Below are 22280 nucleotides of genomic sequence, written 5' to 3'. Positions count from 1 at the left end.
TTAACGATGAAAGGGGGAGTCGCCTCCCCCTGGAATCAGGCATCTTCAAGCGTGGAATGAGCCTGCAAACTCTGAATGCTCAGCGTTAAGGTTGTCAGGCAGGTATTGAGTTTTTCTGCATTGACGGCAATAAAATTCGGACAGTCGTGGTGTCCGCTCATCAGGCACACCGCCGCAGCGGCGAGTGCGCCTTCGGCATGGTGCAAAGCATCCCACTCTTCCTGATCGAGATGCAGATTCAAGCGCAACGATTTATCGTGCAGCTCTCGGTTCAGTTCGAAAAAGTTCTCACGTAGATGATCATTCTCGCTGACTGACATGTATCCTTTCGCCATCCTTAGCTGCAGATACGCAGCGAGGTCGATCCTGGCGTTGATAAGCTTATTCAGCAGATCGGTTCTCAGTCTGTCAACGAACATACTTCGTTCCTCCTCTTCCAGCCATGGTGCAACATAATAGTATGGCTATTTTTTGTACAATGTGATGCCTGAGATCAATAATTCACCCGCCATTAACATAATTTACAAAGTCGCTATAAGCCAATACCGACTTTCCCGCCCTTATCGGGTGAGATAGCAATACAATTTTTGTGCGGAACTCTGTAGAATCCCTGCCCTGAACATTCCAATAACTGAACAATTTTTAAGCTATGAGCAAAGTAACCCACCAGCCGAAAATCGGCTTCGTTTCCCTCGGCTGTCCGAAAAACCTCGTCGATTCGGAACGTATCCTGACTGAACTGCGTACCGAAGGCTACGATGTCGTCCCGAGTTACGACGACGCCGATATGGTGATCGTCAATACCTGCGGTTTTATCGACAGCGCAGTGCAGGAATCACTGGAAGCCATTGGCGAAGCGCTGAACGAAAACGGCAAAGTGATCGTCACCGGCTGTCTGGGCGCGAAAGAAGATCAGATCCGTGAAGTCCATCCGAAAGTGCTGGAAATCACCGGGCCGCATAGCTATGAGCAGGTTCTGGAACATGTTCACCACTACGTGCCGAAACCGAAGCACAATCCGTTCCTGAGCCTGGTGCCGGAACAAGGCGTGAAGCTGACCCCGCGTCATTACGCCTACCTGAAAATTTCTGAAGGCTGCAATCATCGCTGCACCTTCTGCATCATTCCGTCCATGCGCGGCGATCTGGTTAGCCGTCCAATTGGTGATGTGCTGAGCGAAGCAAAGCGTCTGGTCGATGCCGGTGTGAAAGAGATCCTCGTGATTTCTCAGGACACCTCCGCCTATGGCGTGGATGTGAAGCATCGTACCGGGTTCTATAACGGTGAACCGGTGAAAACCAGCATGGTCAGCCTGTGTGAACAGCTGTCTAAACTGGGTATCTGGACGCGTCTGCACTATGTCTACCCGTATCCGCACGTTGATGACGTGATCCCGCTGATGGCGGAAGGTAAGATCCTGCCATATCTGGATATCCCGCTTCAGCACGCCAGCCCACGTATTCTCAAGTTGATGAAGCGCCCCGGCTCGGTTGACCGCCAGCTGGCGCGCATCAAGCAATGGCGTGAAATCTGTCCGGAGCTGACCCTGCGCTCAACGTTTATTGTTGGCTTCCCGGGTGAAACGGAAGACGATTTCCAGATGCTGCTCGACTTCCTGAAAGAAGCGCGTCTCGACCGCGTAGGCTGCTTCAAATACAGCCCGGTAGAAGGCGCTGGCGCCAATGCGCTGCCGGATCAGGTACCGGAAGAGGTGAAGGAAGAGCGCTGGAACCGCTTTATGCAACTGCAACAGCAGATCTCTGCGGAACGTTTGCAGGAAAAAGTTGGTCGCGAAATTCTGGTGATCGTCGATGAAGTCGACGAAGAAGGCGCGATTGGTCGCAGCATGGCCGACGCCCCGGAAATCGACGGCGCAGTCTATCTGAACGGTGAAACCAACGTGAAGCCGGGCGACGTGATCCGCGTGAAAGTGGAAAACGCCGACGAGTACGACCTGTGGGGCACCCGCGCTTAACTCTCACTGACCCAGCCGGATAAGGCATTTATGCCCCATCCGGCAATGCCTGATAACGACGCCAACGCGTCTTATCAGGCTTGTGGTTCACCCTTTTATCTTCGGGTCCAGCGCGTCGCGCAGGCCATCGCCTAACAGATTAAACGCCAGTACCGTCAGGAAAATCGCCACCGCCGGGAACAGCGCCACATGCGGCGCAATCACCATATCCGCCCGCGCTTCATTCAGCATCGCGCCCCACTCCGGCGTCGGCGGCTGTGCGCCCAGTCCCAGAAACGACAGACTTGCCGCAGAGATGATCGACGTACCAATACGCATGGTAAAAAAGACCACAATCGACGAGACGGTTCCTGGCAGGATATGACTGAAAATAATGGTCGCATCGCTGGCACCAATACTGCGCGCCGATTCGATAAACGTCTGGCGTTTCAGCACCAGCGTGTTGCCGCGCACCAGACGCGCAAATGCCGGGATTGAGAAGATCGCCACCGCGATAATCACGTTGGCAATGCCGCTGCCTAATACCGCGACCACAGCAATCGCCAGCAGGATACCCGGAAACGCAAACAGCACGTCGCAGATGCGCATGATGACCCGGTCCCACCAGCCTTCATAGTAACCCGCGAGCAGCCCCAGGACGGTGCCAATAACCGCGCCAATCAATACTGCAAAAACCCCTGCCGCCAGTGAAATTTGCGCGCCAACCAGCACGCGGCTGAAGATATCTCTGCCCAGCGAATCCACGCCGAACCAGTGCATCATCGACGGTCCGTCATTCAGCCTGTCGTAATCGAAATAGTTTTCCGCATCGAACGGCGTCAGCCAGCGGGCGAAGATTGCCACCAGGATCAGCAGCAGCACAAACAGGCCTGCTATCAACGCCACATGCTGACGGCGAAAACGTCGCCAGAATTCGTGCCACGGCGTGCGTACCCGCTCGGGTTTCACCATTGGCATGGCATCTAAAATCGCCTGACGGCGCCAGTTAAGTAAACGCATCCTTACTTGTACCTGATAGCCGGGTTAATGGCGGCATACAGCACATCCACCACTAAGTTGATAAGTATAAATTCCAGTGAGAACAACAGGACTTCCGCCTGAATCACCGGATAATCGCGCATCTCTACGGAGTCCACCAGCAGACGTCCGAGACCGGGCCAGTTGAAGACCTTTTCGACCACGATAGACCCGCCGAGCAAAAAGCCGAACTGTAACCCCATCATGGTGACGACAGGGATCATCGCATTGCGCAGCCCATGCTTGAGCACCACCCAGGTTTCGCTGACCCCTTTCGCCCGGGCGGTACGCATATAGTCTTCACTGAGCACATCGACAAATGAGGCGCGGGTAAAGCGAGCCATCACTGAGGCCACCGCCGCGCCAAGGGTGACAGACGGCAGAATATAGTGCTGCCAGCTATCGGCCCCGACGGTCGGCAACCAGCCTAACTCCACGGAGAACACCTGCATTAACAACATCCCCAACGCGAACGCCGGAAAGGAGATCCCGGTAACGGCCAGCGTCATGCTGAGGCGATCCGGCCAGCGATTACGCCATACCGCCGCGACAATTCCCGCCGCCATACCGAACAGAACGGCCCAGATCATACTGGTCAACGTCAGCCACAGCGTCGGCATAAACCGGCTGGCGATCTCCTCCGAGACCGGCCGACGGGAAACCATCGAGAGGCCAAAATCGCCCTGCAACACGTTAGTCATGTAATGCCAGAACTGGACATGCAGCGGCCTGTCGAGACCGAGTTGCTGACGAACCAGCTCAATCACCTGCGAGTCGGCTTCCGGCCCGGCAATCAGTCGCGCCGGGTCACCGGGCAACAGGTGAACAAATAAAAACACCAGCACCGCAACAATGAACAGGGTCGGAATCAACCCCAGCAGGCGTTTAAGGATATAGTTAAGCATCCGATTTCCGCTGTGGCTTATTTCAAATCTGCATCATCAAAGCTGAACCCGGTATCTGGCATGATCCAGAAACCGGTCAGTTTGTTACTGTGCGCCGAGACCAGTTTTTCCACCACCAGCGGGATCCACGGCGACTCTTTCCAGACGATATCCTGCGCCGCTTTGTACAGCCGCGCTTTCTCTTGCGGATCGGTCGTTTTCAGCGCGTCGGCGAGGTCAGTGTCAACCTGCGGATTGCTGTAGAACGCGGTGTTAAACAGCGTTGGCGGCCAGTTTTGTGAGGCAAACAGCGGCGACAATGCCCAGTCGGCTTCACCGGTCGACGCCGACCAGCCGGTGTAGAACATTCTCACGCCGCTCTCTTTCTGCCCTTTGCCCTCAACTTCCGACGCGCGCTGACCGGCATCCATCGCCGTCACCTGCACTTTAACCCCCACCTGCGCCAGTTGCTGTTGGGTAAACTGCAACACTTTCTGGGCGGTACTGTGATTGTGCGATGACCATAGCGTGGTGCTAAAACCGTTTGGATAACCCGCTTCTTTCAGCAGTTCACGCGCTTTTGCCGGATCGTAAGGCCAGGGCGTGTAGCTTTGCGCATAAGCAATCGACGGCGGCACCACGCCGGTAGCCGGGGTCGCGTAACCAGCAAACGCCACTTTCACCAGCGCCTGACGGTTGATGGCGTAGTTTAACGCCTCGCGGACTTTCGGATTGTCGAACGGTTTTTGCGTCACGTTCATGCTGATGTAACGCTGCATGATCGACGGACTGGCGACCAGCTGCAGATTTTTGTTTTTCTCTAACAGCGCCGCCTGCTCGTAGGGGATCGGGAAGGCAAACTGTGCTTCCCCGGTTTGCAGCATCGCCGCACGGGTATTGTTATCAGTGACCGGACGCCAGGTGATGCTATCCAGCTTCGGTAATCCCGGCTGCCAGTAATCGGCAAATTTCTTCACCTTCACAAAATCGGTTTGATTCCAGGTGTCCAGCACATACGGACCAGTGCCGACCGGATGAAAGCCAATCTCTTTGCCGTATTTCGCCAGCGCGGCTGGTGAGATCATCGCCGTTGCCGGGTGCGCCAGAATATTAATAAACGCGGAGAACGGCTGCTTCAGAGTGATTTTTACCGTCGCGGGATCGACAGCCTCTGTTTTGGCGATGTTTTTATACAGGTTATAACGCTTAAGGCTATTGGCGGGATCGCTGGCGCGATCGAGGTTTATTTTCACCGCCTCGGCGTTAAAGTCGGTCCCGTCCTGGAATTTCACCCCCTGACGCAATTTAAGGGTATACACCAGGCCGTCGTCAGAGACGGTGTAACTTTCTGCCAGCACGTTCTTCAGCTTCATCTCTTTATCAAGGCCAAACAGCCCCTGATAAAACGATTTTGCCACCTGCTGCGATAAGGTGTCATTCGCATCATACGGATCGAGCGTGGTGAAGTTGGACCCCACCGCGACCACTACATCTTTCGCGGCAAACGCCGGGGACGCCGCCAGCGCGGTCGTCGCGCCTAATGCCAGTAGCCAATGTCGGGCGAGTAATTTTGTCATCTTTTTTCTCCTGAACCCTGCCTGATTGTTATAAACGCAATAGCGCATTTTCTTGTTGTGGACGCGCGACATAATGTCCGGGCCCGACTAACTGCAATGAAACCGGTGCAGGCGCTTCGCCGCGCCGGTAAATGTTGCTGGGCAGATCGTCCGACAGCAGCACCCGCTGCGGGCGGTGATGTCCGGGGTCGGCAACCGGAACCGCCGCCATGAGCTTGCGGGTATACGGATGCTGAGGATCTTCAAACAGCGCAGCGCGTGGGCCGATCTCAACAATCTGCCCCATATGCATCACCGCCACGCGGTGGCTGATCCGTTCAACGACGGCCATATCATGCGAGATGAACAGCCAGGCGATCCCCAGCTCTCGCTGCAAGTCGAGCAGCAGGTTGATAATTTGCCCGCGAATCGACACATCCAGCGCGGAGACCGACTCATCGGCAATAATCACTTTTGGATTGAGCGCCAGCGCGCGGGCAATACAGATCCGCTGGCGCTGTCCGCCGGAAAACTCATGCGGGTAACGCCACGCATGTTCAGGTTTCAACCCGACACGCTCCAGCAGCCACGCCACCCGATCGGCCGCCGCCTTCCCCTGCAACAACCCGTGGACGCGCAGTGGCTCCATGATGGAATAACCCACGGTTTGTCGCGGGTCGAGTGAGGCGTACGGATCCTGAAAAATAAACTGAATATCGCGACGCAATGGCTGCAATTGACTGTCGGACAACGTATCGATTCGCTGACCGTTGAAAATAATCTCGCCGGACTGCGACTCCACCAGGCGCAGTAGCGCACGTCCGGTGGTGGATTTGCCACAGCCTGACTCACCGACCAGCGATAGCGTCTCGCCAGGCCAGAGATCAAAGCTGACATTTTCCACCGCATGCACTTCACGGGTCACCCGATTAAGGATACCGCTACGTAACGGGAAACGAGTCACCAGATTGCGTACCTGCAAAATGGGCTCTCCCTCGACCACCGTATTTTGATCGACAGGCCGCTCACGCTTTTCCGGCTCGCTCAGAGAGATCAACGGGAAGCGGCGCGGATAAGGGAGACCTTTCATCGCCCCAAGTTGCGGTACCGCCGCTAATAATGACTGCGTGTAAGGATGCTGTGGCGCGCGGAAGATCTGTTCCACAGTGCCGGTCTCCACCCCTTCGCCCTGATACATCACCAGTACACGATCGGCGACATCCGCGACCACGCCCATATCGTGAGTGATGAAAATCACTCCCATCGACATCTCTCGTTGCAGAACTTTGATCAGTTGCAGGATTTGCGCCTGAATCGTGACGTCCAGCGCGGTTGTCGGTTCATCGGCAATCAGCACCGCCGGGCGACACGAGAGCGCCATCGCAATCATTACCCGCTGGCGCATGCCGCCGGATAGCTGATGGGGATAGCGTGAAAGGATCGCTTTCGCCTCCGGAATGCGAACCTGATCGAGCATCCTCTTCGCCTCCGCCATCGCCTCTTCACGTCCCGCCCCCTGATGCAGGCGAATGGACTCGGCTATCTGCTCACCCACGGTAAACACCGGATTGAGCGACGTCATCGGCTCCTGAAAGATCATGGCGATATCGGCGCCACGGACCCGCTGAAGCTGTGACGTACTCTGTTCACCCAGCTCAATCACCTCGCGGTTACGACGACGCAGCAGCATCTGCTCGCACTGCACCTCACCACCAGACTGTTCAATCAGTCGCATCAGCGACAGCGCGGTGACCGATTTTCCTGAACCGGATTCACCGACAATCGCCAGCGTCTCGCCGCGCCTGAGACGAAACGACAGGTTTCGCACCGCCTCAGTGCGCTGCTGGTCCTGTTGAAAGGCTATATTCAGATTGCTGACGGCCAGCACGTCGCTGACATCAAGCGCATCACTGTGTGGCAACGGTGTCCCCTTTTTCCCGGTAAATCCCGGTCGTTGGTGTATCCCCGGCATAACCCCAGGCGCGATACATGCCTTCGCAATTAAACGGCAAGGCCACATTCCCTTCATGATCGATGGCGATCAGCCCGCCGCTCCCGCCGAGTGCTGGTAACTTCTCCATCACTACCCGCTCGCAGGCCTCCGATAAGCTCAGCCCGCCGTAATCCATCAACGCCGCAATATCGTAAGCCGCCAGCGCGCGGATAAACACTTCGCCGGTACCGGTGCAGGAGACCGCCACACTGGCATTATTGGCATAACAGCCCGCCCCAACAAGCGGACTGTCGCCGACGCGGCCCGGTAATTTGTTGGTCATGCCTCCGGTCGAGGTCGCTGCCGCCAGATTGCCATGCACATCCAGCGCTACCGCGCCCACGGTGCCCATTTTTTTGTCTTCGTCCAGCGGCGCGCCGCTGTGATCCAGCACGGTTTCGCCGCTTGAGCGCGCGACCTGCAGTTGTTGATAACGTTCAGGCGTCGAAAAGAGATCCGCAGACACCAGCGCCATCCCTTCTCCGGCCGCGAATTTTTCAGCGCCTGCGCCAATCATCATGACATGCGGGCTACGCTCCATTACCAGTCTGGCAGCAAGGATCGGGTTACGCAGATGGCTGACGCCCGCCACCGCGCCGGCTTTCAGGGTATTGCCATCCATGATGCAGGCGTCCAGCTCATGGGTCTCATCACGGGTATACACCGCGCCGATCCCGGCATTAAACAGCGGACACTCTTCAAGAAGTCGCACGGCTTCAGTGACCACATCCAGCGCGCTTTCTCCCGCTTCCAGCATCTTTTGCCCGACGTCGACAATGTCGGAAAGCGCCTGGATATAGCGTAATTCCTGCTCCTGGCTCATCTGCGCGCGGGTAATCGCCCCTGCACCGCCGTGAATTGCAATGACTGCTTTGCCCATATTTGCCGTCCGTCTTCTACAAATATCAGAATTCTGTAGAGTTATTGATTCGATTTTTGACTATAGAAAGATGCGATTAGCATGTAAAGCATTCACACCCTTCCTAAGTCCGAGGTGGCATACAGTCCCCTCGCATTTTCTGACATAATAGACGGATTCGATTTTGCCCCGCAGGAGTGTTTTCATGGAATTTACCGCCGGACTGATGCCGCTGGAAACGGCGCTTACCGAAATGTTGTCGCGTGTTACCCCGCTCACCGCCGTCGAGACGTTACCGCTGGTGCAGTGCTTTGGCAGAATTCTGGCGACTGACGTAGTTTCGCCGTTGGACGTCCCGGGTTTCGATAATTCGGCGATGGACGGTTACGCGGTACGTCTGGCCGATCTCGCCAACGGACATCCGCTGCCGGTCGTTGGCAAAGCGTTCGCCGGTCAGCCGTTCCAGGGAGAATGGCCTGCGGGCAGCTGTATTCGCATTATGACCGGTGCGCCAGTACCGCCGGGATGTGACGCGGTAGTGATGCAAGAGCAGACTGAACAGACAGACAACGGCGTGCGTTTTACCGCCGACGTTCGCGCCGGGCAAAATATCCGCCGTCGTGGCGAAGACATCGGGCAAAACGCGGTGGTTTTCCCTGCCGGTACACGTCTTACCACAGGCGAACTGCCGGTACTGGCCTCGCTCGGCATTGCCGACGTCCAGGTGGTGCGTAAAGTGCGCGTTGCGCTGTTCTCGACGGGAGATGAACTGCAACTGCCCGGTCAACCACTCGGCGAAGGTCAGATTTATGATACCAACCGCCTGACGGTGCACCTGATGCTGCAACAGTTGGGTTGCGACGTAATCAATTTAGGCATCATCCGCGATGATCCGCACGCCCTGCGCACGGCGTTTATCGAAGCCGACAGTCAGGCGGATGTGGTGATTAGCTCCGGCGGCGTGTCGGTCGGTGAAGCGGATTACACCAAAACCATTCTTGAAGAGCTGGGCGAAATTACTTTCTGGAAACTGGCAATCAAGCCGGGCAAACCGTTCGCCTTTGGCAAACTGCGCAACAGCTGGTTCTGCGGTCTGCCGGGCAACCCGGTCTCAGCGGCGCTGACCTTCTACCAGTTGGTTCAGCCGCTGCTGGCGAAACTGAGCGGCAATACGGCCAGCGGATTACCCGCGCGCCAGCGCGTCCGTACCGCTTCGCGACTGAAGAAAACGCCGGGACGTCTCGATTTCCAGCGAGGTATGCTGCAGCGCACCGCTAACGGTGAACTGGAAGTAAGTACCACAGGCCATCAGGGTTCACATATTTTTAGTTCCTTCAGTCAGGGCAACTGCTTCATTGTGCTGGAGCGCGATCGTGGTAACGTCGAAGTGGGTGAATGGGTGGAAGTCGAACCCTTCAACGCGCTGTTCGGAGGCCTGTGATGGCAGAACTCAGCGATCAGGAGATGCTGCGCTACAACCGGCAGATCATTTTGCGCGGCTTTGACTTTGACGGACAGGAAGCGTTGAAGGAAGCCAGAGTACTGGTAGTGGGCCTCGGTGGGCTGGGCTGTGCGTCCTCGCAGTATCTGGCGAGCGCCGGCGTCGGCCACCTGACGCTGCTCGATTTCGACACCGTGTCGCTGTCAAATCTGCAGCGCCAGACGCTGCACAGCGATGCGACCCTCAACCAGCCGAAAGTGGAGTCGGCGCGTGCCGCGCTAAGACGAATTAATCCGCACGTCGCGATTACCCCGATTAATGCACTGCTGGACGAGACCGCCCTTCGGGCACTCATCGCCGAACACGATCTGGTGCTGGACTGCACCGATAACGTCGCGATTCGTAACCAGCTCAATGCGGGTTGTTATGCGGCAAAAGTCCCGCTGATTTCTGGCGCGGCGATCCGCATGGAAGGCCAGATCACTGTCTTTACCTACAAAGAAGGTGAGCCCTGCTATCGCTGTCTGAGCCGTCTGTTTGGTGAAAATGCATTGACCTGCGTGGAAGCCGGAGTGATGGCGCCGCTGATTGGGGTGATAGGATCGCTCCAGGCAATGGAGGCGATAAAGCTGCTGGCGCAGTATGGTCAGCCCGCGTCAGGGAAAATCGTCATGTACGATGCCATGACCTGCCAGTTCCGCGAAATGAAGCTGATGCGTAATCCGGGCTGCGAGGTGTGTGGGGAAGCATCATCCTGAGTAGATTCCGGCCTGATAAGGCGTAGCGCCATCAGGCAATGATGGCGCGAATTGCCGGATGACGACGTTGCCTTATCCGACCTACAATTTACAGCGACGTGCGCCCAAAGGCACTCTGCCAGTCGTGTTCAAACTTCGCCACCGCCGCATCAACAGCCGGAGAGCTAATCAGCTGCTGGGCAACGTCCAGCGGTAAGGTGATGGATTCACAACCCGCCAGCAGACAATCCAGCGCCTGACGCGGTGTTTTGAAACTGGCGGCCAGCACTTTGGCATGCGGCGCATGCATCGTCAGTAAATTCTGCAAATCGTTGACGGTCTGAATGCCATCGCCGCCCTGCGCATCGACACGATTCACGTAAGGCGCAACATACTCCGCCCCCGCCAGCGCCGACAGCAGCCCCTGCGCCGCCCCGTACACCGCCGTTCCCAGCGTCGGAATGCCTTCCTCTTTCAGCAGTTTGATCGCCGCCAGACCTTCCGCCGTGACCGGCACTTTCACCACGATATCAGCAATGATCCCACGCAGTTTGCGCGCATCGCTCACCATCCCTTGTGCCGTTGTCGCCATCACCTGAGCGAACAGACGCCCCTGTCCTCCCATCGCTTCATGCAATTGTGGCAATAAGACATCCAGCGGTTTTTTCCCCGCCGCCACAATACTGGGGTTGGTGGTCACGCCCGCCAGCGGGAAAACTCGCGCCAGCGCTTTCACCGCGTCAACATCGGACGTATCCAGATAAAGTTCCATAATCATTCCTCAACGACTCGTTAGCATAAATGAAAGATACCACGGCAAAACCTTTCTGTTAGTTGACGCACGTCAACATAACTTTCATTCGAAAGTTATTTAATCTTTATACGAAACAAATGAGGCCGTTTATGATTTTCAATATTCAGCGCTATTCTACACACGATGGCCCCGGTATCCGCACCGTGGTGTTCCTTAAAGGATGCTCTCTGGGCTGTCGCTGGTGTCAGAATCCAGAAAGCCGGGCGCGCACGCAGGATCTGCTGTTTGATGCACGTTTGTGCCTCGAAGGCTGCGAGCTTTGCGTAAAGGCGGCGCCGGGCGTCATCGAACGCGCGCTGAATGGCCTCCTTATCCATCGCGAAAAACTCACTGACGCGCATCTTACCCGCCTGACCGATTGTTGCCCCACTCAGGCATTGACCGTCTGCGGCGAGGTGAAAAGCGTGGATGAAATAATGATCACCGTTCTGCACGATAAACCTTTTTATGACCGCAGCGGCGGCGGTATTACGCTTTCGGGCGGCGAACCGTTTATGCAACCAGAGCTGGCCGCGTCGCTGTTTAAAGCCAGCCACAAGGCGGGCATTCATACCGCAGTTGAAACCTGTCTGCATGTGCCGTGGAAATACATTGAACCTTCATTGCCCTGGGTCGATCTGTTCCTTGCAGATTTGAAACACGTTGCCGACGCGCCGTTTAAGCAATGGACGGATGGCAGCGCATCACGCGTGCTGGAAAACCTGAAAAAGCTCGCCGCTGCCGGGAAAAAAATCATCATCCGCGTTCCGCTGGTTCAGGGGTTTAACGCGGATGAAGAGGCCATTAAAGCGATTACCGATTTTGCCGCCGACGAACTGCACGTCAGCGAGATCCACTTTTTGCCCTACCACACGCTGGGCATCAATAAATACCACTTGCTCAACCAACCCTACCACGCGCCGGATAAGCCGCTGGATGCACCCGATCTGCTCGCCTTTGCGCAGCAGTACGCCTGCACGAAAGGTTTGACCGCGACTTTACGAGGATAAACCCATGACCCAACTGAAACTGGATACGCTCAGCGACCGCATCAAAGCGCACAAAACCGCGCTGGTGCATATCGTCAAACCACCGGTCTGTACCGAACGCGCGCAGCATTACACTGAAATGTACCAGCAGCATCTGGACAAGCCGATTCCGGTACGCCGCGCGTTGGCACTGGCACATCATCTGGCACAACGAACCATCTGGATCAAACACGACGAGCTGATCATCGGTAACCAGGCAAGCGAAGTCCGCGCCGCGCCGATCTTCCCGGAATACACCGTGTCATGGATTGAAAAAGAAATCGACGACCTGGCGGACAGACCAGGGGCTGGTTTTGCGGTCAGTGAAGAGAACAAGCGCGTCCTGCATGCCGTGTGCCCGTGGTGGCGCGGTCAGACCGTTCAGGACCGCTGCTACGGCATGTTTACTGATGAGCAAAAAGGGTTGCTGGAAACCGGTATTATCAAAGCTGAAGGCAACATGACCTCCGGTGACGCACACCTGGCGGTGAACTTCCCGCTGCTGCTGGAAAAAGGCATTGACGGCCTGCGGGAAAAAGTCGCAGAGCGCCGTTCTCGTATTAACCTGACTGTTCTCGAGGATCTGCATGGCGAGCAGTTCCTGAAAGCCATTGATATTGTGCTGGTTGCCGTCAGTGACCACATCGCCCGCTTCGCCGAACTGGCACGTAAAATGGCAAGTGAAGAGACGCGTATCAGCCGTCGTAACGAACTGCTGGCAATAGCGGAAAACTGCGATCTGATCGCCCACCAGCCGCCGCAAACTTTCTGGCAGGCGCTGCAACTGTGCTACTTCATCCAGTTGATTCTGCAAATTGAGTCCAATGGTCACTCGGTGTCGTTCGGGCGTATGGACCAGTATCTTTATCCGTACTACCGCCGTGACGTGGAGCTGAACCAGTCGCTGGACCGCGAACACGCCATTGAACTGCTGCACAGCTGTTGGCTTAAGCTGCTGGAAGTGAACAAAATCCGTTCCGGATCGCACTCTAAAGCCTCTGCAGGCAGCCCCCTCTATCAGAACGTCACCATTGGCGGACAAAGCCTGGTTAACGGTCAACCGATGGATGCGGTCAATCCGCTCTCTTACGCGATCCTTGAATCGTGCGGTCGTCTGCGCTCCACTCAGCCTAACCTCAGCGTGCGTTATCACGCCGGGATGAGCAATGACTTCCTCGACGCCTGCGTGCAGGTGATCCGCTGTGGCTTTGGGATGCCAGCATTTAACAACGATGAAATTGTCATCCCGGAATTTATCAAACTCGGAATTGAGCCGCAGGACGCCTACGATTACGCAGCGATCGGCTGTATCGAAACCGCGGTCGGCGGCAAGTGGGGCTACCGCTGCACCGGCATGAGCTTTATCAACTTTGCCCGCGTGATGCTCGCTGCGCTGGAAGGCGGTCGTGACGCCACCAGCGGGAAAGTCTTCCTGCCGCAGGAAAAAGCGCTTTCCGCCGGTAACTTCAACAATTTCGATGAGGTGATGGCCGCATGGGATGCGCAAATCCGCTACTACACGCGTAAATCGATTGAGATTGAGTATGTGGTCGACACCATGCTTGAAGAGAACGTGCACGATATTCTCTGCTCGGCACTGGTGGATGACTGCATCGAACGGGCGAAGAGCATTAAACAAGGTGGGGCGAAGTATGACTGGGTATCCGGCTTGCAGGTGGGTATCGCCAACCTCGGCAACAGCCTGGCCGCGGTGAAAAAACTGGTCTTTGAACAGGGGGCCATCGGTCAGCAACAGCTTGCGGCCGCGCTGGCTGATGATTTTGACGGCCTGACTCATGAGCAGTTGCGTCAGCGTTTAATCAACGGCGCGCCGAAGTATGGCAACGATGATGACACGGTCGACACCCTGTTGGCTCGCGCTTACCAGACCTATATTGATGAACTGAAGCAGTACCATAACCCACGCTACGGACGTGGTCCGGTCGGCGGCAATTATTACGCGGGCACCTCGTCTATCTCGGCAAACGTGCCGTTCGGCGCAGCGACTATGGCCACACCAGATGGGCGTAAAGCCCATACTCCGCTGGCCGAAGGGGCAAGCCCGGCGTCCGGTACTGACCATCTTGGTCCAACGGCGGTGATTGGCTCGGTCGGTAAACTGCCTACCGGTTCAATTCTGGGCGGTGTACTGTTAAACCAGAAGCTGAACCCGGCAACGCTGGAAAATGAATCCGACAAGCAGAAACTGATGATCCTGCTGCGCACCTTCTTTGAAGAGCACAAAGGCTGGCACATTCAGTACAACATCGTGTCGCGCGAAACCTTGCTGGAGGCGAAAAAACATCCTGATCAGTACCGTGATCTGGTGGTCCGTGTAGCCGGTTATTCCGCCTTCTTCACTGCACTTTCACCGGACACGCAGGACGATATCATCGCCCGTACCGAACATATGCTGTAATTCTCCCCGTAGGCCGGATGGCGACACAAAGCGTCTTATCCGGCCTACTCGTCCCTCTTCACCGCTTTCATTCGAAATAAATTTGTGCTTTAGGTCACATTGTTATTAAAATGTTTCTGGTCGCAGTTTTGAGCCAGGAGCTTTATATGACCGTTAAAGTTATCGTCACCGATATGGACGGTACTTTTCTCAATGACGCCAAAAAGTACGATCACGCACGATTTATGGCGCAGTACCATGAGCTAAAAAAACGCAACATTGAATTCGTCGTCGCCAGCGGCAATCAGTATTACCAGCTCATCTCTTTCTTCCCCGAACTCAAAGACGAGATCTCTTTCGTTGCCGAAAACGGCGCGCTGGTGTTTGAGCATGGCAAACAGCTTTTTCACGGCGAACTCACGCGTCACGAATCTCAGGTTGTGATGGGCGAATTGCTGAAAGATAAACAGCTCAACTTTGTGGCCTGCGGTCTGCAAAGCGCGTACGTCAGTGAAAACGCGCCGGAACCCTTTGTCGCACTGATGTCGAAGCACTACCACCGCCTGAAGCCGGTGAAGGACTACCATGACATCGACGACGTGCTGTTTAAGTTCTCGCTGAATCTGCCAGACCAGCAGATCCCGTTGGTTATCGACCACCTGCACACGGCGCTGGACGGCATTATGAAACCCGTGACCAGCGGTTTCGGCTTTATCGATCTGATCATTCCGGGGCTGCACAAAGCGAATGGCATCAGCCGATTGCTGAAACGGTGGAACCTTTCACCAAAAGAAGTCGTGGCGATTGGCGACAGCGGCAATGATGCAGAAATGCTGAAAATGGCGCACTACGCTTTCGCGATGGCGAATGCCACCGACAGTATCAAAGCAATCGCCCGCTTTCAGACGGATGACAATAACCATGACGGCGCGCTGAACGTGATTCAGGCCGTGCTGGATAACACCGACCCTTTCAACGTGTGACGGCAATAACCGGAACACCCTGTTCCGGTTTTATTTTCTTCCCCCCTGTTTGCCACCTCAACATTTTAAACTTGCATTAACTTTTTTATAACTTATATTATCACCTGTAAGAAAAATAAGTTTCGAATGAAAGTTATGCGAGGTGGTTATGGCTTTTTCCTTCACAAGCGACACATTACCGGTCGACCATAAAGCGGCGATCCGTCAGATGAAGCAGGAACTGCGGGCGCAGCTCGGCGACGTCCAACAGATCTTCAGCCAGATTAGCGATACCATTGCCACCCGCGTGGCGGAAATCAACGCACTTAACGCACAGGGCGCCCCGGTGTGGCCTGAGCTATCGTATGCCGATATCAACGCTGGCACCGTCACGGCGCAGCAGCGCGAACAGATCAAACGTCGCGGCTGTGCGGTCATCAAAGGTCACTTCCCACGTGAGCAGGCGCTGGCCTGGGATCAGTCGATGCTGGACTATCTGGACAGAAACCATTTTGACGAGGTGTACAAAGGCCCCGGCGATAACTTCTTTGGCACCCTCACCGCTTCGCGTCCGGAGATTTATCCGATCTACTGGTCGCAGGCGCAAATGCAGGCCAGACAGAGTGAAGAGATGGCTAACGTGCAGTCGTTCCTCAACCGTCTGTGGACCTTTGAAAGCGAGGGCAAGCAGTGGTTTAACCCGGATGTCAGCGTGATCTACCCAGACAGGATCCGTCGCCGTCCACCGGGAACCACGTCAAAAGGGCTGGGCGCGCACACCGATTCCGGCGCGCTGGAACGCTGGCTGCTGCCGGCCTATCAGCGCGTCTTCGCGAATGTGTTTAACGGCAAGCTGGCGGAATACGATCCGTGGCAGGCCGCCCATCGTACGGAAGTGGAAGAGTATACGGTGGACAACACCACCAAATGTTCAGTATTTCGCACCTTCCAGGGCTGGACCGCACTGTCGGATATGTTGCCCGGTCAGGGTTTACTGCATGTCGTCCCCATTCCGGAAGCCATGGCCTATGTGCTTTTACGTCCTTTGCTCGATGATGTTCCGGAAGATGAACTGTGTGGCGTGGCGCCAGGGCGGGTACTGCCGATATCCGAACAATGGCATCCTTTGTTGATTGAGGCGCTTACCAGTATTCCGCCACTGGAAGCAGGCGATTCCGTCTGGTGGCATTGCGATGTGATTCACTCCGTGGCGCCGGTCGACAATCAGCAGGGCTGGGGCAATGTGATGTATATTCCCGCCGCCCCGCTGTGCGAGAAAAATCTGGCCTATGCGCACAGCGTGAAGGCCGCGCTGGAGAAAGGCGCGTCACCGGGCGATTTCCCGCGAGAGGATTACGAAACAGACTGGGAAGGCCGCTTCACGCTGGCGGATTTGAATATCCACGGCAAGCGCGCGCTGGGGATGAGTTAACGATCATACAGACCTTCCTGTTCAACGGCGGTGCGTCGTTTCCCCTGACGTATCCGCCGGACCGACTCCCGTACCGCAAGCGTACCATTGAGTAACAACGAACTGACTGGCGCCTCCGGGCGCACCAGACGTTGCTGGAGCATATACACTGCTTCTGTCCCCAACTCATCCCGAGGAACATGAACTGCTGTTAAGGGGACATCCTGAATCGACGCCAGATTAAAACCATCGATACTCATCACCGAGATATCCTGAGGGACACGTAATCCCCGTTTTTGCAGCGCGCTGATGACCCCTGCCGCCATAAAATCTCCCCCGACTAAAAAGGCGGTGGGTAAATCTTGCCCTTTTCTCTCGCTGATCCATTCACTGACCAGTTGTTCTGTCTCTCTGGCGCTAAAATTTGTGGCGACCAGCAGATCGCGGTCGTCAGTGAACTTCATGTTATGTGACCGCCACGCATCGCGGATCCCTGCTAAGCGCAGCTCCATTGTGTATCGGCGCAGGCAGAGAACGTTCATCACCTCACGATGCCCCATTTCAAACAGATAGCCCGCCGCTCGTTCACCAATCGCCCGATGATCGGGTGCCACCACGGGAAGACGCATGAGCCGATCGCGACAGTTAATCAACAGGCACGGTTTTCCGACATCAACGGCTAAATCATGAATATGCGGATCGTCGATCCCCAGCAAAATAGCGGCATGCGTATCCGGTTCGTTCATTCGCGCCAGAAACAATTGCGCATCACTGTCATGTTCCTCAAGAGCGCAGTAGCGCAACCGGACTTCGTGCGAAGCCAGTCCTTTATTCACACTCTGGATCACACGGTAATAAAAGATGTCGGACCGCTCATCAAATGCCCGCTGTGGCGCAAAGATCATCAGGCTATTGAGTAGCAGACGTCCTGCCGCCATCCCCTCCATCACACCCAGTTCACGTGCGCATTCCAGCACGAGACGCCGGGCGTTGTCGCTGGTGTTGGACTTACCCGCCAGCACACGCGAAACGGTGCTGATCGAGAGCTGCGTTCGGGCGGCAATTTCCCTGATTTTTAACCTTTTATCCATTTTGTGATCTTGCTCCACTTGCCTCATGAAAAAATTTTCACGACCTGAAATTGAAGCTCTGACTCGCTTCGAATGAATAGTGGCAGATGACTGCGTGCATTGATGAGAAAGCTTGCACAAATTCTGCTATTGGTCGCCCATTTTCTCCCTTAAGGTGAATTTGTCATACAGCTTCCATACTAGTTGTATAGCAACTTCATCGCTTAACGCAATAAAAACTAAAGCGATAACCGTATGACATTTTAAACATTCATCCCCCTACCGTCCGTCTTGTGGAGACAGAAAATGAGTCAGGACATCAACAATACGGTTGCGACAAGCAAACCCCGTCGCGTCATAAAAAATCTGCGCTGGTATGTGCTGGTACTTTTTTTACTCGGCGTCACCGTTAACTACATCACCCGAAATTCATTAGGCATTCTGGCACCGGAACTGAAAGAGAGCCTGGGCATCACAACCGAGCAATATTCGTGGATTGTCGGCGCATTTCAGATTGCCTACACCATTTTCCAGCCGTTATGCGGATGGCTGATCGACGTGATTGGTTTGAAAATTGGCTTCATGGTTTGCGCTGGCATCTGGGCGCTCATGTGTATTTTTCATGCCGGTGCAGGAAGCTGGTTGCACCTTGCGATTCTGCGCTTTTTTATGGGGGCTTCAGAAGCGGCCGCCACCCCGGCCAACGCGAAAACAATCGGCGAATGGTTTCCGAAATCAGAGCGTCCCGTCGCTGCCGGCTGGGCTGGCGTGGGTTTCTCGATTGGCGCGATGCTCGCGCCGCCTATCATCTACTTCGCGCACGCCTCGTTTGGCTGGCAGGGTGCGTTTATGTTTACCGGTGTGCTGGCGCTGGTGTGGGTCGTCCTGTGGTGGGCGTTCTATCACAACCCGGAACAGCATCCGAATCTGAGTAAAGATGAACTGGACTTTATTAAGCAGGATAACGAACCACCAGCCGTCAAGCTGCCTTTCCTGACAGCGTTAAAAACCGTCTCAAAAAACAAACGATTCTATGGTATCGCCATCCCGGCTTTTATGGCGGAGCCGGCCTGGGCCGTACTGAGCTTCTGGGTGCCGCTGTATCTCGCCAAAGAACACGGTATGGATCTGAAGCAGATCGCGATGTTTGCCTGGCTACCGTTCCTGGCCGCCGATCTCGGCAGCGTGGCGAGTGGCTACCTGACGCGTCTGTATACCCGCTGGTTCGGCTGCTCCCGCGTTAACTCGGTCGTAGCCAGTTCCGTGACGGGCGCGTTCCTGATGATCTCTCTGGCCATTGTGGCCATTACCCGCGACCCGTATATCACCATTATCCTGATCTCTATTGGCGGCTTCGGACATCAGATCATCTCCTGCATGCTGAGTGCGCTCGTTGTCGAGTCGTTTGATAAAGGTCAGATGGCCACCGTTAACGGTATGCGCGGTTCGGCGGCGTGGATCGCCAGCTTCCTGTTCTCTCTTTTGATTGGTGTTACGGCTGACAAAATCGGCTTTAACCCCCTCTTCATTGCCATGGGTTTCTTTGACCTGATTGGCGCTGTTTTCCTGGTGGCATTTATTGCTGAACGTCGCGCCAAGCGCGCCTGATCGTGGATGTATTGCATATGAAAACCCTGAAAAACTGGACCCTTGATAAACAATCGGCCACTCACCTTGAACTGATGGTGGATAAACAGCACCGTCTGTGTCTTTACGTACTGGAAGAAAATCTCTTCCGTGTGCTGATCAAACGCAAAGGTGAACTGGCGCTGGACCGAACCTGGAGCATCGCGCCTGAAAAAGACGTACCGTGGGAAGGTCGGCACCGCGACGACATCAGCGGTTTCAGTTGCCCGGACTGGACGCTTTCACAGCAGGACGATAGCGTGACGGTGTCGACCCACCAACTGCGCGTCACCGTCCATCAACCACTGTGGCTGGAGTGGGAATATCGTAACGATGCCGGCGCCTGGCAGTCGCTGGTCAACGATCGCGCCACCAGCGCCTATCTGATCAACGCCCACGGCGATGGTGTCGCACATTACCTGAGCCGCTGTAAAGACGAACGTTTCTACGGCCTGGGTGAAAAAGCCGGCGATCTACAGCGTAACGGTAAGCGCTATGAAATGCGTAATCTGGATGCGATGGGTTACAACGCCGTGAGCACCGACCCGCTGTACAAACACATCCCGTTCACTCTCACCCGCCGCGACGACGTGAGCTACGGCCTGTTTTACGACAACCTGAGCAGTTGCTGGCTGGATTTGGGGAACGAGATCGATAATTATCACACCGCTTATCGCCGCTGGCAGGCGGAAGCAGGCGATATTGATTACTACCTGTTTACCGGCAAACGGGTACTGGACGTCACTAAAGCTTTTGTGCGCCTGACCGGGAAAACGCTGTTTGGGCCGAAGTGGAGCCTGGGCTACAGCGGTTCCACGATGCACTATACCGACGCGCCGGACGCGCAAAACCAACTCATGAACTTTATCCGACTGTGTGAAGAACACGCGATTCCGTGCGACTCGTTCCAGCTCTCGTCGGGATATACCTCAATTAACGGTAAGCGCTATGTCTTTAACTGGAACTACGACAAAGTGCCGCAACCTAAAGTGATGAGTCAGGCATTCCACGATGCCGGGCTGAAGCTTGCTGCCAACATCAAGCCCTGTCTGTTGCAGGATCATCCTCGCTATAACGACGTCGCGGAAAGCGGCCTGTTTATTCGTGATTCAGAAACCGATTCACCGGAACGTTCCAGCTTCTGGGATGACGAAGGATCGCACCTCGACTTTACCAACCCGGAGACCATTCAGTGGTGGCAGAACGGTGTGACGACGCAACTGCTGGAGATGGGCATCGACTCCACCTGGAACGATAACAACGAGTTCGAAGTGTGGGACGGCGAAGCGCGCTGTTACGGCTTTGGCAAGGAAATTGCCATCAAACACATTCGCCCGGTAATGCCGTTGCTGATGATGCGCGCCTCGCTGGAAGCGCAACAGCGTTTTGCCCCGGATAAGCGTCCGTATCTGATTTCCCGCTCGGGTTGTGCAGGGATGCAACGTTATGTTCAGACCTGGAGCGGCGATAACCGCACCTGTTGGGACACGCTGCGTTATAACACCCGCATGGGGCTGGGTATGAGTCTTTCCGGGCTGTTCAACGTCGGTCACGATGTCGGCGGATTCTCTGGCGATAAACCCGACGCCGAACTGTTCGTAAGATGGGTACAGAATGGGGTGATGCATCCACGCTTTACCATTCACTCGTGGAATGACGATCATACGGTGAACGAGCCATGGATGTATCCGGGCGTGACGCCAGCCATTCGCAGTGCGATAGTGCTGCGTTATCGGCTGCTGCCCTATCTCTACACCCTGCTCTGGCAGGCGCATGCCGATGACGAACCGATGCTACGTCCGACGTTCCTCGACCATGAGCATGACGCGCAGACCTTTGAAGAATGCGATGATTTCCTGTTGGGCCGCGACATACTGGTGGCAAGCGTGGTAGAAGCGGGTCAGCGTGAGCGCCGCGTCTGGCTGCCGGATAACGAAACCGGCTGGTACGATTTTTACACTCACGAGTGGTTCTCTGGCGGTCAGTGGATCACCCGCGATGCGCCGCTGGAAAAACTGCCGCTGCTGGTACGCGCCGGGGCGGGTCTGCCGTTAAGCGAGCGCATTACCCATGTCAGTGCCGAAAAAGACGATACCCGGGAACTGATGCTATACCCGGTCAACGGTGTCGGAACGACCTCTGGTCTGCTGTTTGAAGATGACGGCGAGTCATGGGGATATCAGCACGGCAATGCGCTGTGGGTAGAGTGGGAAATGCAATGCGACGGCGCAACCATTAACCTGAAGGTGAACGCCCGCGGGGATTATCGTCCGGCGTGGAAAGCGCTGAAGGTGTCGTTACCGGCAGGCGAAAGACGCACGCTGTTGGTGAATGGCGTTGAAGAGAGTGAATGGGTGGTGTAGTGCGGGCTGATACCCTAGCCCTCTCCTACGGGGAGAGGGAACAGGAGCACGCCTCCTTTCCCTAAGTATTTCGCGCTGCAGGAAGGCGGCAAACCTGTGAATCCCCGGGAGCTTACATAAGTAAGTGACCGGGGTGAACAGGTGAAGCCAACGCATCTGCAGCGTGA

At 55.6% G+C, this 22280-nt stretch carries 17 protein-coding genes; 9 read left to right on the top strand and 8 right to left on the bottom strand.

The window, feature by feature from the left end; translation table 11 throughout:
* Positions 1-35: 35 nt before the first annotated feature.
* A complete protein-coding gene (bssR, locus tag HVX64_RS08760; protein WP_043001249.1) occupies positions 36-419 on the bottom strand; it encodes a biofilm formation regulator BssR in 384 nt (127 codons plus the stop codon).
* Between the two features lie 230 nt (positions 420-649).
* On the opposite strand from bssR, the gene rimO reads away from it, so the two are divergent.
* Positions 650-1975 carry a 30S ribosomal protein S12 methylthiotransferase RimO gene (rimO, locus tag HVX64_RS08755; protein WP_043001250.1) on the top strand — a complete coding sequence of 442 codons (1326 nt, stop codon included), beginning with the start codon at positions 650-652 and terminating at the stop codon, positions 1973-1975.
* Positions 1976-2062: 87 nt separating this feature from the next.
* On the opposite strand, the gene gsiD is transcribed toward rimO, so the two are convergent.
* The 5 genes from gsiD to iaaA are packed head-to-tail and all read right to left on the bottom strand — an operon-like array spanning position 2063 to position 8305.
* Positions 2063-2974, bottom strand: a complete 912-nt coding sequence (gene gsiD / locus HVX64_RS08750; RefSeq protein WP_044256394.1) for a glutathione ABC transporter permease GsiD — start codon at positions 2972-2974, stop codon at positions 2063-2065.
* A gap of 2 nt (positions 2975-2976) precedes the next feature.
* Complete coding sequence (gene gsiC / locus HVX64_RS08745; protein WP_044256395.1) at positions 2977-3897, bottom strand: glutathione ABC transporter permease GsiC; 921 nt, start codon at positions 3895-3897, stop codon at positions 2977-2979.
* A gap of 17 nt (positions 3898-3914) precedes the next feature.
* A complete protein-coding gene (gene gsiB / locus HVX64_RS08740) occupies positions 3915-5453 on the bottom strand; it encodes a glutathione ABC transporter substrate-binding protein GsiB (protein ID WP_044256396.1) in 1539 nt (512 codons plus the stop codon).
* A gap of 28 nt (positions 5454-5481) precedes the next feature.
* Positions 5482-7353: a glutathione ABC transporter ATP-binding protein GsiA gene (gene gsiA, locus HVX64_RS08735; RefSeq protein ID WP_044256397.1), complete on the bottom strand. Its 1872-nt coding sequence runs from the start codon at positions 7351-7353 to the stop codon at positions 5482-5484.
* A complete protein-coding gene (iaaA, locus tag HVX64_RS08730; protein WP_044256398.1) occupies positions 7340-8305 on the bottom strand; it encodes a beta-aspartyl-peptidase in 966 nt (321 codons plus the stop codon). The genes gsiA and iaaA overlap by 14 nt, the downstream gene beginning before the upstream one ends.
* A gap of 184 nt (positions 8306-8489) precedes the next feature.
* Here iaaA and moeA point away from each other — a divergent pair, with 184 nt between their 5' ends.
* Both moeA and moeB read left to right on the top strand, forming a co-directional pair.
* Entirely contained in the window at positions 8490-9725 is a 1236-nt protein-coding gene (gene moeA / locus HVX64_RS08725; protein ID WP_181825383.1) for a molybdopterin molybdotransferase MoeA, read from the top strand.
* Complete coding sequence (gene moeB / locus HVX64_RS08720) at positions 9725-10483, top strand: molybdopterin-synthase adenylyltransferase MoeB (protein WP_044256400.1); 759 nt, start codon at positions 9725-9727, stop codon at positions 10481-10483. The genes moeA and moeB overlap by 1 nt, the downstream gene beginning before the upstream one ends.
* A gap of 88 nt (positions 10484-10571) precedes the next feature.
* Here moeB and fsa read toward each other — a convergent pair whose 3' ends face one another.
* A complete protein-coding gene (gene fsa, locus HVX64_RS08715; RefSeq protein ID WP_043001258.1) occupies positions 10572-11234 on the bottom strand; it encodes a fructose-6-phosphate aldolase in 663 nt (220 codons plus the stop codon).
* 131 nt (positions 11235-11365) lie between these two features.
* Between fsa and HVX64_RS08710 the strand changes: the two genes are divergently transcribed.
* The 4 genes from HVX64_RS08710 to HVX64_RS08695 all read left to right on the top strand — a co-directional run bounded on the left by HVX64_RS08710 (position 11366) and on the right by HVX64_RS08695 (position 17075).
* Positions 11366-12265, top strand: coding sequence for a glycyl-radical enzyme activating protein (locus tag HVX64_RS08710; RefSeq protein ID WP_181825382.1), 900 nt, complete (start codon positions 11366-11368; stop codon positions 12263-12265).
* 4 nt (positions 12266-12269) lie between these two features.
* The gene (locus tag HVX64_RS08705) at positions 12270-14702 is read left to right on the top strand and encodes a glycyl radical protein (RefSeq protein ID WP_044256404.1); all 2433 of its coding nucleotides are present in this window, start codon (positions 12270-12272) and stop codon (positions 14700-14702) included.
* Positions 14703-14848: 146 nt separating this feature from the next.
* Entirely contained in the window at positions 14849-15664 is an 816-nt protein-coding gene (locus HVX64_RS08700) for a Cof-type HAD-IIB family hydrolase (protein WP_044256406.1), read from the top strand.
* A 148-nt stretch (positions 15665-15812) separates the two neighbouring features.
* Entirely contained in the window at positions 15813-17075 is a 1263-nt protein-coding gene (locus HVX64_RS08695) for a DUF1479 domain-containing protein (RefSeq protein WP_044256408.1), read from the top strand.
* Here HVX64_RS08695 and HVX64_RS08690 read toward each other — a convergent pair.
* A complete protein-coding gene (locus HVX64_RS08690) occupies positions 17072-18145 on the bottom strand; it encodes a LacI family DNA-binding transcriptional regulator (protein WP_043001263.1) in 1074 nt (357 codons plus the stop codon). The two genes, HVX64_RS08695 and HVX64_RS08690, sit on opposite strands and share 4 nt — an antisense overlap.
* 285 nt (positions 18146-18430) lie before the next feature.
* On the opposite strand from HVX64_RS08690, the gene HVX64_RS08685 reads away from it, so the two are divergent.
* Positions 18431-19732, top strand: a complete 1302-nt coding sequence (locus HVX64_RS08685; protein ID WP_044256410.1) for an MFS transporter — start codon at positions 18431-18433, stop codon at positions 19730-19732.
* Positions 19733-19749: 17 nt separating this feature from the next.
* On the top strand, positions 19750-22113 hold the full coding sequence (locus HVX64_RS08680) for a glycoside hydrolase family 31 protein (protein ID WP_044256413.1): 2364 nt from the start codon (positions 19750-19752) through the stop codon (positions 22111-22113).
* The last annotated feature ends 167 nt before the right edge of the window (positions 22114-22280 follow it).

Source organism: Citrobacter sp. RHB20-C16 (genome assembly GCF_013890155.1).
In the GTDB taxonomy this organism is placed as follows: Bacteria; Pseudomonadota; Gammaproteobacteria; order Enterobacterales; family Enterobacteriaceae; genus Citrobacter_A; species Citrobacter_A amalonaticus.
This window is presented reverse-complemented; position numbering and strand designations above follow the sequence as displayed.